The 13,869-nt window shown below is 34.5% G+C and carries 11 protein-coding genes, 1 pseudogene and 1 riboswitch; of the genes and pseudogenes, 2 read left to right on the forward strand and 10 right to left on the reverse strand.

Annotation, left to right across the window (positions count from 1 at the left end; all coding sequences use genetic code 11):
- The first annotated feature begins 424 nt into the window (after positions 1 to 424).
- On the forward strand, positions 425 to 610 hold the full coding sequence (locus COO03_RS23355) for a DUF2187 family protein (RefSeq protein WP_097899396.1): 186 nt from the start codon (positions 425 to 427) through the stop codon (positions 608 to 610).
- A 733-nt stretch (positions 611 to 1,343) separates the two neighbouring features.
- On the opposite strand, the gene COO03_RS23360 is transcribed toward COO03_RS23355, so the two are convergent.
- From COO03_RS23360 to COO03_RS23400, 9 genes and pseudogenes are all read right to left on the reverse strand, one after another.
- Positions 1,344 to 1,739 (reverse strand): cytidine deaminase, encoded by a 396-nt coding sequence (locus COO03_RS23360; RefSeq protein WP_097899397.1) that lies wholly within the window; start codon positions 1,737 to 1,739, stop codon positions 1,344 to 1,346.
- Between the two features lie 39 nt (positions 1,740 to 1,778).
- The gene (locus COO03_RS23365; protein ID WP_097899398.1) at positions 1,779 to 3,080 is read right to left on the reverse strand and encodes a pyrimidine-nucleoside phosphorylase; all 1,302 of its coding nucleotides are present in this window, start codon (positions 3,078 to 3,080) and stop codon (positions 1,779 to 1,781) included.
- A gap of 232 nt (positions 3,081 to 3,312) precedes the next feature.
- The gene (locus COO03_RS23370; RefSeq protein ID WP_097899399.1) at positions 3,313 to 4,494 is read right to left on the reverse strand and encodes a NupC/NupG family nucleoside CNT transporter; all 1,182 of its coding nucleotides are present in this window, start codon (positions 4,492 to 4,494) and stop codon (positions 3,313 to 3,315) included.
- Between the two features lie 111 nt (positions 4,495 to 4,605).
- Positions 4,606 to 5,277 (reverse strand): deoxyribose-phosphate aldolase, encoded by a 672-nt coding sequence (deoC, locus tag COO03_RS23375; protein WP_097899400.1) that lies wholly within the window; start codon positions 5,275 to 5,277, stop codon positions 4,606 to 4,608.
- Positions 5,278 to 5,435: 158 nt separating this feature from the next.
- Complete coding sequence (locus tag COO03_RS23380; protein WP_097899401.1) at positions 5,436 to 6,383, reverse strand: sugar-binding transcriptional regulator; 948 nt, start codon at positions 6,381 to 6,383, stop codon at positions 5,436 to 5,438.
- Positions 6,384 to 6,566: 183 nt separating this feature from the next.
- On the reverse strand, positions 6,567 to 8,393 hold the full coding sequence (locus COO03_RS23385; RefSeq protein ID WP_097899402.1) for an APC family permease: 1,827 nt from the start codon (positions 8,391 to 8,393) through the stop codon (positions 6,567 to 6,569).
- Between the two features lie 154 nt (positions 8,394 to 8,547).
- Positions 8,548 to 8,692: riboswitch (cyclic di-AMP (ydaO/yuaA leader) on the reverse strand.
- 376 nt (positions 8,693 to 9,068) lie between these two features.
- Positions 9,069 to 9,524 carry a ketopantoate reductase C-terminal domain-containing protein gene (locus COO03_RS27850; protein WP_230322513.1) on the reverse strand — a complete coding sequence of 152 codons (456 nt, stop codon included), beginning with the start codon at positions 9,522 to 9,524 and terminating at the stop codon, positions 9,069 to 9,071.
- Positions 9,415 to 11,121, reverse strand: a complete 1,707-nt coding sequence (locus tag COO03_RS28055) for an IS200/IS605 family accessory protein TnpB-related protein (protein WP_240520150.1) — start codon at positions 11,119 to 11,121, stop codon at positions 9,415 to 9,417. Before COO03_RS28055 ends, COO03_RS27850 begins: the two co-directional genes overlap by 110 nt.
- A 117-nt stretch (positions 11,122 to 11,238) precedes the next feature.
- Positions 11,239 to 11,771: pseudogene (locus tag COO03_RS23400) on the reverse strand (2-dehydropantoate 2-reductase N-terminal domain-containing protein); the annotation flags it as partial.
- A gap of 218 nt (positions 11,772 to 11,989) precedes the next feature.
- Between COO03_RS23400 and COO03_RS23405 the strand changes: the two are divergent.
- Positions 11,990 to 12,451 carry a YfbM family protein gene (locus COO03_RS23405; RefSeq protein ID WP_097899403.1) on the forward strand — a complete coding sequence of 154 codons (462 nt, stop codon included), beginning with the start codon at positions 11,990 to 11,992 and terminating at the stop codon, positions 12,449 to 12,451.
- 65 nt (positions 12,452 to 12,516) lie between these two features.
- Here COO03_RS23405 and trhO read toward each other — a convergent pair whose 3' ends face one another.
- A complete protein-coding gene (trhO, locus tag COO03_RS23410) occupies positions 12,517 to 13,491 on the reverse strand; it encodes an oxygen-dependent tRNA uridine(34) hydroxylase TrhO (protein WP_097899404.1) in 975 nt (324 codons plus the stop codon).
- Positions 13,492 to 13,869 lie beyond the last annotated feature (378 nt).

Here is a 13,869-nt window from a genome sequence, read left to right on the forward strand (position 1 = left end):
TTAAAGTTTCACTTTATCATTCACAATTCGTCTTATATGCTTTAGACCTATAATATTATACGCTTAATCTTTACACCTTCACAATAGGATGCTTATATAATCCTTATTACATGATACATGTGGCACATATTATATCTTTTGTTCAATGAATAACACCACTTCTAATCTAGAAAAATTTTCTGACTGTAAAAAGGAAATTTCACATAAAAAAAGGTGTATTTTCGCTTTCTAAAAAAGGAGGTATGATTAAAGTCTATTTTTCTTGCAAATGAAGAAAATAGACTTTTCCATTCTTCTTTTGTGTCTCGCTGTAATCCTATAGTTTCATTTCAATTTGATAAATAAAATTAATTATTCACTAATGCAACAATACATGGTTTAATATATATAATATGAAAATATTTCTATTTTTTGAGGTGGTACTATGAAAGCAAATGTAAGAGATACTATACTATTTCAACGTGGAAGTGTAAAAATAACAGGTTCAGTAGTAAAACTATATAATGAATCTGTACTAGTAGAAATTATAGGTGTAAGTGGTGGTACTGTTGAATTTAATAGAACAGTAGTGAATCATAAAAATTATAAGATACTTAATGCCAATTCTTAATTTTAAAGAGTCCTTAAAATGGATACAACAAATGGTATGTATTTTATAAAGTGAAACTTTAANNCGTTAATGCGGGATAAATTTTGATTTACACTCTTACTAAAAAACACTACAGCAACAAACTAATATGAAAGCTTACTATGAATCAAACAACATTCATTAACTACATTTCCAAAAAACATCCTGATCTAGAATGGCTTGTACAGCGGCATCCGCGCGAGCCATTCTAGGTCAACTTACCTACTCCCCATAGTCTGATTATTAGAATTCCGAACATTTGAAATGCATGAATGTTCAACGCCTTCAGCATATAACTCACAAACAAGAGAATAGATATCTATCCCTGTAAGAAGGATCTAACAAATACTCAATATTAGTTTTAATTTTATAGCACCTATTGCTTTTACAATTTTTTAAAAGAACGATGCTTTACATAACTTTTTTCAGTATGAAAAATGGTTCATCTCTCTACGCAATGTGCATAGGAAGATGAACCATTGATGTAAAAAATATGCGCTTTTTTAATTATATAAATCCATTTTNNGTAACCTACACTCGTTTGCTCGTTCTGTTTTTACTTTGCATATGGTAGAAAAAGGCCCTGACCGTTTCTATGCATGGCCAGATACTCTCTCCCACCTAAAAAGAGGGGTTTTATGTCGGTTTTTAAATTGATGTATATAGAGCTGGCTCTATATACATCATAGTTAATTTTTAATCTTTATGATTATAACTAGACTAAATCCTCTATCGAAAATGCACCTGGCAGCAATTGCTCAACTGTTACTTCTTTTTCATCACCTTTTAAGTTTGTCAATAACACTGGCATTTTAGGATCACAGAACTCCGCGATGACTTGTCTACAAGCTCCACATGGTGAAATCGGCCCATCTGTTTTACCCGTGATTACCAAATAACTAAACTCGCGCTCCCCTTCTGATACTGCTTTAAATATTGCTGTTCTTTCGGCACAATTACATAAACCGTAAGAAGCATTTTCTATATTACAACCTGTATAAATTTTACCTTCTTTCGTAACTAACGCTGCACCAACAGGAAACTTTGAATATGGAATATAAGCTTTTTCTAACATCTTTGTCGCTTCTTCAATGTATCTTTTTTTATCCATGTGATTTCCTCCTCAAAGCAAATTCAATCCTATGAATGATTAATCAGTTATAATTGTATGAATTAATTTAGGAGTTTCCGCCTTTTCTGCTATAGAAATGTTTTCATAAATTTTAGCTTTTACATCTTCCACGTTTTCACGATTTGCATGAATCGTAACAAGTGGTTCCCCTTCTTTTACAGCTTCGCCAACTTTTTTACGCAGCATTAAACCAACCGCTAAATCAATTTCATCCTCTTTTGTTGCACGGCCTGCTCCTAAAAGCATAGCAGCAATACCAATTTCATCTGCCACAATATTAGACACAACACCTGAAGTTTTAGCTGGCACATCAATTACATATTTTGCTTGTGGTAACTTTTCTGGATGATCTACAATCGAGCTATCTCCACCTTGATTGTGTAAGAACTCTTTAAATTTCTCAATCGCTTTTCCATTCTTCATAACTTCTTTCAACATTTCACGAGCTTCTTCTAATGTATCAGCTTTTTTACCAAGTACAACCATTTGACTTCCTAATACAAGTACCAACTCTGTTAAGTCTTCTGGACCTTCCCCTTTTAGGGTATCAATTGCTTCCTTCACTTCAAGAGCATTACCAATCGCAAAGCCAAGCGGTTGCGACATGTCTGAAATAACGGCCATTGTTTGACGACCAACATTATTTCCGATTCGTACCATTGCATGTGCTAATTTTTTCGCATCTTCTTCTGTTTTCATAAATGCACCTGCACCTGTCTTAACATCAAGAACAATTGCATCAGCACCAGCTGCAATTTTTTTACTCATAATCGAACTTGCGATTAATGGGATCGAATTCACAGTTCCGGTAACATCACGTAGTGCATATATTTTTTTGTCAGCAGGAGTTAAATTTCCTGTTTGCCCAATAACTGCAACCTTATCACGATTCACTAAATCAATAAATTGCTCTTTCGTAATCTCAACATGGAACCCTTCTACTGCTTCTAATTTATCAATCGTACCACCTGTATGCCCTAGACCACGTCCAGACATTTTTGCAACTGGTACATCTAAAGCAGCTACTAATGGTCCTAAAACTAATGTTGTTGTATCACCAACACCGCCAGTTGAATGTTTATCTACTTTAACCCCTTCGATTTCTGATAAATCAATTGTTTCCCCAGACTCAACCATAGCCATCGTTAAATCCGCACGTTCACGATCAGACATGTCTTGGAAAAAGATCGCCATTGCCAATGCACTCACTTGATAATCAGGTATTGATCCATCTGTATATCCTTTAATAAAGAAGCGAATTTCCTCTGTTGTTAGCTCTTTACCATCACGTTTTTTCGCAATAATATCTACCATTCTCATCCTAATCACCAATCCTTTTTGTTTTATATAAATCCATTTTCATTTTTCGACATCTAAATCCCTGCTATGCAGAATAAAAAGTAACATACACTCGTTACTTCGCATGTGGCAGAAAAAGGTCCTAACCGCTTCTATGCATGGACAGATACTCTCTCCTGCCTAAAAAAAGGGTTTTATGTCGTTTTTTTAATTGATGTATATATAATTTGCAAAGGGTAAACTTATTAAACTCTCAATATATTAATCCAACTATTGTTGCTGATAAGAAGCTTACTAAAGTTGCACCAAAAAGTAGTTTCAAACCAAATCTTGCTACCACATTTCCTTGTTTTTCATTTAAACTTTTAACAGCACCAGCAATAATTCCGATTGAAGAGAAATTTGCGAATGAAACAAGGAACACCGATATGATAGCAGTCGTTCTTCCTGTAAAATTGAAGTTACCTTTTGCCAAGTCTGTCATAGCTACAAACTCATTTGATACAAGTTTCGTCGCCATAATATTACCGGCATTAACAGCTTCATGCCAAGGAACCCCCATAATAAATGCAAATGGCGCAAATACATAACCAAGAATCTCTTGAAATGAGATACCAATTGCTCCTTTAAAAATAGCATTAATGAAAGTAATTAAAGCAACGAATCCAATTAGCATAGCAGCTACTGTAATCGCAACTTTAAAACCATCTATTATATATTCTCCTAATACTTCAAAAAAGCTCTTTTTCTCTTCTTCTTGTACTTCTAACATATCTTCTTCTTCAGTAACCTCATAAGGGTTAATAATAGAAGCGATAATAAACCCTCCAAATAAGTTCAATACTAGAGCGGTTACAACATACTGAGGCTTTAGTAACACCATGTAGGATCCAACTATAGACATAGAAACTGTCGACATCGCAGACGCACATAGTGTATATAATCTTCTTTCTGATAGTAAACCTAGCTGCTTCTTAACAGAGATAAATACTTCTGATTGTCCTAAAATTGCTGAAGCCACAGCGTTATATGATTCAAGTTTGCCCATTCCATTTACTTTACTTAAAACTAAACCAATGTATTTCACAATAAACGGCAATACCTTAATGTGCTGTAAAATACCTATTAAGGCCGATATAAACACAATTGGCATTAATACCCCTAAAAAGAATGAAAATTCTTTTTGATTGACCAAACCGCCAAATACAAAGTTAATACCATCTCCAGCATACTTTAACAATTGTCCAAAACCATCTGCAATTCCAGCTATTAGTATGTTCCCTACACTTGTATTTAATAATACAAAGCCTAAAATGAACTGTAATATAATCATCGTTATAATAGGACGATATTTAACTTTTCTTCTATTATTACTAGCAAGCCATGCGATACCTAAAATAATTGCGAGGCCTATAATACCTATTAAGTACTTCATAAAACTCCCCCCTTTTCCCGTATCCGCTTACATATTTTTTAAATATTAAAGTAATAGATACACCATGCTCTTTGACAATTTGTGTATCCATTACTCCCAACTTTTTATGAATTAATAGTTATCTGAAGCGCCTTCTTTATCATTTAATACAATTGCAACACTAGCACTTGCTCCGATTCTAGAAGCTCCAGCTTTAATCATTTTTTCTGCATCTTCACGTGTACGAACGCCACCAGATGCTTTCACGCCAACATTTTCTCCAACTGTTTTGCGCATTAATGCAATATCTTCAGCAGTCGCTCCACCAGTTGAGAATCCAGTTGAAGTTTTTACAAAATCAGCACCAGCTTTTACAGATAATTCACAAGCACGCACTTTTTCTTCATCTGTTAGTAAACAAGTTTCAATAATAACTTTTACAAGCGCTTTTCCTTTTGCAGCTTGTACAACTTCATAAATATCCTTTTCAACAAGTTCATTTTCTCCATCTTTTAAAGCACCGACATTGATTACCATGTCTACTTCAGTTGCGCCTTTTGCGATCACATCTTTTGTTTCAAATACTTTTGTTTCAGTCGTATTTGCACCTAAAGGGAATCCAATAACTGTGCAAACGTCCACATCATGTCCTGCTAATTCTTCAGCAGCTAATTTTACCCATGTTGGATTAATACAAACAGAAGCGAAATTGTATTTCTTTGCTTCTTCTAAAACTTTCATAACATCTTCTTTTTTAGTATCCGGTTTCAAAACTGTATGATCAATTAACTTTGCAATATTCATTTTCTTCACTCCTCATATCTTTTAACAACTTCATTCTAACTCTTACTTGAACAAATGTAAACATACTTTTGAAATTTTGTTCATATCTTTTTTAGTGAATTCTTTATTTAAACTAAAAGGCTCCCTCAAAATACTACTTTTGAGAGAGCCTTCTATTTCTAATCTTTTTGATAATGTAACAATTCTTTTGCGGTATGCTGATCTATAATTAATACATTTGCATATCCACCTCTTAACGCACCATCAATTGCCTTCACTTTTCTAGATCCTCCAGCAACGAGAACAGAACGTTTTTTTAATCGTAACTCCTCTAAATCAATTCCAATTGTACGCTGATTAATTTCTTCGCTACAAATATTGCCGTCTCCATCAAAAAAGCGTGAACAAATGTCACCAACAGCTTGCTTTTTCAATAGATCCATTTCGTCCTTATCCAAATAACCTAATCGGAATAATAACGCTTCGTCTCGAACAGTTCCGACAGTAAAGATTGCAATGTTCGCTTGTTTTCCCATTGCAATAATATGGTGGATATGTCTATCCTGTTCCACTAATTCCTTTGTCACTGCATTATCAAATATAACTGGGAGCGGTAAATTTCGCGGTGTCGTTTGAAAAGCATCTGCAAATAAAGCAATTGTCTCATTCGCATATGTATTTACACTTGAATGACTGATGCCTCCTTTTAATTGGACAACCTCCACTCCTTTTACATGCTGTGGTACAATTTTTCTAGCGATTTCATACATTGTCGTTCCCCAGCTCACCCCGACGATATCACCATTTGTAACAGTTTTCTCCATATACTCAGCAGCATATTTACTAATATATTCCGTAATCGTCGCATACTCTGGTATCGGAGAAAACACGACATGTGCCTCTAACAAATTATATTTTTCTTTAAGCAGGTTTCCGACATTATCTAAATCAGCAAATGGATCTGCTATATTAATTTGAACAAATCCCTTTTCTTTTGCATATTTTAACAACCTCGAGATAGTTGGCCTCGAAATATTCAGCTTATTAGCAATTTCTTGTTGGCTATAATCCGATTGATAGTATAATCTCGCAACTTCAACACTTAATTGTTGTTTCTCTTTATCCATAGTAACTCATTACATATCCTTTCCTATTATTTCCCTTTTATCACATACATTGTACTTACAAGCATTATACAGCTTTATTCTAGAAAATTCGACCATCTAAATGAATAGAGAACATTTCTATTCCTCACATATAAGAAAAGGCAGCTTTATCCACGTAAAGCTACCTTAGAAATCTATTAATCTTTATTTTTTCAAATGGTAAGGTACAGTTGTAATAACTACATTTCTCTTATAAAGCAAGAAGGCACGAATCAATAAGCTAGACTGGTTATGAAGAATATTATGCCAACCCTTCTTAGGAATAAATTGCGGTATTACTACAGTAACCCGATAATTTGATTCACTTGCTTTGTATTGAACTGTATCAATAAATTTAGTTAATGGCTGAATAATACTTCTATAATGAGAGTGCAGTGTCACTAATCTAACATCAGGCTGCCATTTCTTCCATTTTTCTTCAAATTTCTTCTCATCTTCTCTTTCAAAAGAAACGTAAACAGCAATGATTTGATCTGGTGAAAGAGATTTAGCGTAATTTAACGAGTTCTCTACTACATGAGTCATACCAGCCACTGGTACAAGTATTACATTCCCTTCAATTGGAATAATTGGCTCACAAGTTGTAAGACTTAATTGGTCTCCTATCGCTTCATAATGCTTTCTAATTCGGTGAAACACAAAAATAATGATAGGTAGGAAAATCAAGACTGTCCAAACTTGTGAGAATTTAGTTAAAAAGAACATACTCATAACTATAAAACTAATAATAGCACCCGTTAAATTGATCGTTAATTTTAAAATCCATCCTTGAGGCTTTTCACGAATCCATTTAACTACCATTCCAGACTGGGACAACGTAAATGGAATAAACACGCCTACTGCATAAAGTGGAATAAGATGTTCTGTTTGCCCTTGGAAAGCAATAATTAAAATAATTGAAGCAATCCCAAGTATGATAATTCCATTAGAATACCCTAATCGGTCTCCCCTAACTGTAAACATTCTTGGTATGAACTTATCTTTTGCAAGATTAACTGCCAGTAAGGGGAAAGCAGAATAGCCAGTGTTAGCAGCAAGGATTAATATCACTGCTGTTGTTCCTTGAATAAAGAAATACATAAAATGCCGTCCAAATGTTTCTTCAGCAATTTGTGAGACAACTGTTACCTCTTGACTAGGAGCAATGCCATAATAATAAGCTAAATATACGATTCCCGAAAATAGCAACGCAAGTAAGGCCCCCATCGCAAGTAACGTTTTAGCAGCATTATTAGGAGCGGGATCTTTAAAGTTTGGAATTGCATTGGAAATAGCTTCAACTCCAGTCAAAGCAGAACTACCTGATGCAAATGCTCTTAAAAGTATAAATAAACTAATTCCTGCTACTGGTGTGCCAATTGGCGTATGTAAATGAGATGGAACTGCACCTGTTGCAATGTTATATATACCTACACCGATTAATATAAATAATGCTAAAACAAATAAATATACCGGATAAGCTAAAACAGAAGCTGATTCCGTTACACCTCGTAAGTTCAAGATTGTAATAAATAACACAAATATGATGGCAATAACCACATTATGAGCATGTAGACTAGGAAAAGCAGATGTAAGTGCATCCGTACCCGCAGATACACTTACGGCCACAGTTAAAATGTAGTCTACTAACAAGGAGCCTCCAGCTATTAATCCCGGATTGACACCTAAATTTTCTTTTGATACCACATACGCTCCTCCGCCGTGAGGATATGCAAAGATGATTTGCCTATAAGACAGAATAAGAGCCGTTAACAGAACTAACACTCCAACTGCAATCGGAATGGAATACCAATATGCTAACGTGCCGACTGTAGTTAGAGCAATCAATATTTGCTCTGGACCATATGCAACTGATGATAAAGCATCAGAAGAAAGAATAGCTAATGCTTTCGTTTTGTTAAGTTTTTGCTCTCCTAATTCGGTTGATTTTAATGGCCGACCGATTAAGAATCTTTTTATGGAAGAAACCACTGACCTTCACTCTCCAATAATTTTATGCATTTATTTCTCTGTTAGTTAAATAAAACCCTTAATAAAAGACAGGTTTTCCGAAAATAAAAAAATGTCTACAAGTTCATAACAAATAAACTTGTAGACATCAATTTTTTTGTCGCACAAGCTCCACCTTCCTTCTCATATAACGCTTATGAGGTTAGCTGTCGGATTCGGGCCATTGAGTAGCCCTACCTTGCAAGGATTCACCCCTTGGATTATGTATCAATCCACAAAAACGGTTCCCCCATACCATCAGGTTTCAGCGATTTAGAAATTTGAAACTGTCGATTATCATACTCCCTTATTTAAAAAAAGTAAATAAAAATTTTTTAACAATAGTTTAATTTTTTTGAAATAGAAAAATTGTGATGATTATGTAGGATAGTACTTTATAAATGAACATAATGTATCCGATCAAGTTCGCCTAAGAAGAATGATATATTTAAAGGTATTTTTTTCTGACAAATTTTCAGGTCAACTAGTTAAAAGTACTCCTTAAAGTCTGTTCCTTCAAATTTCTTAAAATTTAGTCGATTCATTTCATTCCTCCAAACTTTCCTTTAAACGGATAGGAATTATTACTCTATCTTTAAGTTAATTTGAAAAAGCCGATACTATTTTTATAATATCGACTTTCAATCTTAAACACCTTTATTCTTCGTAAATTTTTAAATTTTGATAAACAATCTTTAACAATGGTACATCTATATGAAATTGTTTTGCTAATTTTAATAAATATCCTTGTAAGTACTCTACTTCGATAGATGAACCTTTTTCCATATCCCGCTGCATAGAAGATTTCATATCATATGAAATCTTCTCAATCGTCTTCATATGTTCGTCAACAATATTATCCTGAATTGGGGCTCCAGATGCTGTCATAATCTGTGCTGCTTCTTCAATTGAACTACCCCTACCTAACATGCTAAGAAATGTTTGAGGAAGGGGATTCCCCATAGGAACAACTAAGACAAAACACTTAGCCGACCATACCCATTCAACAAAGTATGATTCTTCTGTTTTCAAACTGAGACAAACCTTTTTCCTCCCAGTCTGTAAGAGCACCGGGAGGAAAAAGTTCGTTGATGGAACGAATCTTGTCGTCATTCGAAAACTCCATCTGATAGAAGGCATGAACGCGCAAATCAGATAGGATTCTAGACCAATACTTCCACTGCGCCCAGTGATGTAGACCTACCATCTTCTCCGGTAGTAGAGAATGCAACACCGGTGGAAGTTTTTCTTTAAAGCCCATTGCTCTTCTGGCAATGACATAAGATGCTGCTTGATGAATACTAATACCAAAGCGTTTCATATATTTCATTTTACCCATTTGAGAAGTGTACGCTGGATTCACCTCAAATACAGCGACACCCATTTTCTTAGCCCGGCTTTGAATAGCTAAAATCATTTTTCGATAGGCAAACATACTGATGATCCGGTTTGCTTTTTTGTTTCCATATGGGTTCTTCACCTTTGCTTTTGTTAGTTTTAATGTTTCAACTACAAGGGGTTTCTTTGTTTTTACAGCTAAATCTACTAGTGCAATCGTTTCTGATTCGATGATTTTCGTGATTTGTCCAGATGTCTTTCCTTCTAAATCAAAGGAGAATGTACCTATTTTGATAAGTTGTCCTTTTTTATTGATATTTGCCCATGCAAAATGGTCAACATTACAGTCTACCCCAATGACACCGCCGGATTTACTGAAGTTTTGATTGGGGTTTTCGTCCCCATCGATTACGCATTTAAAAATATAGTACGCACCGTGGTCTTCTATTGCCCAACCAATCGGTTTTCCAGCTTTCTTTTTATTTGTACAGTCCCCTTGTGTTTGAACCGCATGATTTACTTGGTCTTGTCCATAAGGAAAGGTAAGATGAGAGATTTCAATGGTTATGCCATTTGGTGTGATGAAGCGAAGAAATTGTGTGTCTGGATTGTAGGTAAAAACAAAGTTGCCTGATCTCGCATCTTTTCGACCTGAAATCAACATGTTTTGATAACGAGCTTGTGTAAAATCATGTTTCCAAAGCTGATGATCTTCCTTATACTTTTCTACAGTATGTTGTGCTTGAAATAATTTCTTACTTCCAAAGACAGCTGAAGAAACTTTGTTTGTTAAGCTATCGAGTTGTTTTTGTAATCGATCGAATCGAAATCTAAGCTTCCTTAGCTTCGATTGCAAATGTTTGATTTCCGGATCTATATAAGTGTGCTCAAATTGGTAGGCATGATAGTAGAGGTCCGTTCGATTTTTAAATTGAACAACAAAATATCGTCCCATTTGTTGTTCTTTTGATGTTTTGTTAAACTTTGGCTTTCCCTTGATGAAAGATTGTTTTATTTTACGTAATACAGTCAAGTTTGATTTCGTTTGTTTGATTTTCTTCTTCACCGCATGAATTTGTTCTTTTTTATTCTCTATGTATAATTTCTGTAATTCTGTCTGAGAAGAAAGGAGGGCATTCGCTTCCTGTACAGCACTATTTGCATAATAGTCATTCAGGGAGAAACGTGATTTGATCGTCATATGCACACTTTGAGAGCGTTTAGAAATACCCGAACGCTTTTCTAATACTTGTGTTTGAAAGGCAAAATGTTTAGCACGATTCCATAGGAAAAGAGTATATCCTATGGCTTCCACATATTTTGGATGTAATCCACTCTTATAGATTCGATTTGAAAAATACGCTTTTTTCATCGAACACACTCCCTTCGTATTTGGTATATGAAAAATATACCAAATACGAACATATGTTTCAATAGAAATGTTTGAAAAAACAAAAAAATAGCGATTCTTCCCCCGCCTACCGCTTTCGCGCTTGAGGCGGGGGGTCTTCTCGCTTAAAATAATAAATAAATATTTATGCCACATATCTTGCACGATATGATTACTCAAAACAAAGCTTGCTTTTGTACCCTTTAATGTATCGGCAATCCCTTGTATTCTCTCTGTATGTAGATGTTTAATTTCCCCAAATACAAGTCGGTCAGTAGAGCTAGTTTGAACAACATTTCCCTCATCGTTTAATGTTGTTTCGATGAAACACAAACCTCCAATAACTTTATCCTCGCCAAATACCCGTTGTAATGCAGATAGATGGGCTATAGTAGTGGTATAATAATTGTCTTCTCACCAACAAATGGCTTCAAATCGTTTATTGCTTCTTCTAAATGATAAGTTTTTGTTGAAAATAATATTAAATCGAATGGATCTACGGATTCAGTTTTGATGATTAATTGTGGGATAAATGAGAAATCTCCCTTTATACTACGAATAACAAGACCATTTTTCTCAAGCTGTTGTTTTCGTCGACTACGAACGAGAAAAGTAACGTCTTCCCCTCTTTCAAAACATGAAAATTTTACTTTCTTATAGCATAACTATATTATACATATAAAGATACTGTTGTTTACGGTTTAACAAGATCTGATTATAACAAGAGTAAGTAGCCGCGCTTCTTTTTAGCAAGTATCAATAAATGAGTTATAATCCTCTTCTATCCCCCAAAAAAACCCTACATAAATATGATATACTAAATTCAAAATCTTTAGAGGAGCTGGCTATTATGGGGATGATTGGACAGTATGTATTAGTTACAGATGAGGAATTAAGTAAAATCAAAAACAATGAGTTAGATATTTATTTTAAAGAATCTGATTTAGATATCGATAAGTCCTGGCAACTACTTCATTTTATTTTATGTGGTGAGATTGGCGGAGGCGAACCACCACTTGGACATGTTGTACCTCTTAATGATTCCATCATAGATAACGATTCTCTCGGTACGTTTTACCTTACAGCTAGTGAAGTCGAAGAAGCTTATTTGGCAATAAAAGACTTAAGTGCATCTGATTTCAATAACATGTACAGCTTTCAAGATTTAATGGATGAACAACTTTATCCACTTGTTGAGGATGATGACCCGAATGAAATATTAGAATATACCTATAGTTACTTTTTAGAAATTCAAAAACTATATAAACAAGCTGTTTCAAACAAGCAATGTGCAATCTTTTTTATTATCTAAATAGAAATAAAAAAAAACGGATCCCCTCGTTTACGATAAGATCCGTTTTTTATTAAAGTGAACGATTATCCTAATTTCACTTGATTTTCTGCTTCAATTTTTTCTAATGCAATAGCTACTTGTTCTTCTGTTAATTCATGTTCTTTTACATAACGATTGCGCGGGTGTACACGGCATTCGTGTGAGCATGCACGTAAATATTTGTGTTCATTTTCTTCTGAGCATAAGATTTTTTTGTTACATTCTGGATTTGCACAATTTACATAGCGTTCGCAAGGTTCGTTTGTAAAGTGATCTTTACCAACAATAACATGTTCTTTTTGATTCACAGGAACCGCAATTCGCTCATCAAATACATAACATTGTCCATCCCATAGTTCACCTTGTACTTCAGAATCTTTTCCGTACATTACAATTCCGCCATGAAGCTGACTTACATCTTCAAAACCTTCTCGAACTAACCAGCCTGAAAACTTCTCACAACGAATACCACCTGTACAATACGTTAAAATCTTTTTACCTTCAAACATTTCTTTATTTTCATCAATCCAGTCAGGTAATTCACGGAATGATTTAATATCAGGTTTAATCGCACCTCTAAAATGACCTAAATCAAATTCATAGTCATTTCTTGCATCGATTACAACCGTATTTTCTTGTTGCATTGCTTCATAAAACTCTTTTGGTTCTAAATACTTTCCTGTTGTTTCTTTCGGATTAATATCATCATGTAATCGAAGTGTAACAAGCTCTTTACGAGGACGCACGTGCATTTTTTTAAACGCATGCCCATCTGCTTCATCTACTTTAAAAACGATTCCAGCAAAACGCGGATCATTCTTCATTGTTTCCATATATTTCTCTGTTTGCTGGGCAGTACCTGAAGCAGTCCCGTTAATTCCCTCTTCTGCTACAAGAATTCTTCCTTTTAACTCAAGTGAATTACAAAATTCTAGATGCTGAGCAGCAAATTCTTCAGGATTCTCAATTGTAGTGTACATGTAGTACAGTAACACTCTGTACGGTTTCGTATTTGACATTTTATTTTTACCACCTATCTAATTCGATATTTTAACATCATGTATAAGTTAACGATCATATCGGAACATATAAGAATAAGAAAAGATATGCTAACTATTGTTCAAGTAAATTTCTCCTATTTATAATGTTTTCCTGTAAGTTAACACAAATGAAAATGAGATTACATCACAATCCACTACGGTTGTGATGTAATCCCAATATATTATATAACATACAAATAAGTTTCCAGCAATTAATATGCTTTTCCTATTTCATAATCGAAAAACATGCTCTTTTCTATATATACATCAATTAAAAAACCGACATAAAACCCCTCTTTTGAGGAGAGAGAACATCTGGCCATGCATAGAAACGGTCGGGTCCTTTTTCTGCCACAT

Origin of the sequence: Bacillus sp. AFS098217 (assembly GCF_002551815.1) — a bacterium.
Taxonomy (GTDB): domain Bacteria; phylum Bacillota; class Bacilli; order Bacillales; family Bacillaceae_G; genus Bacillus_A.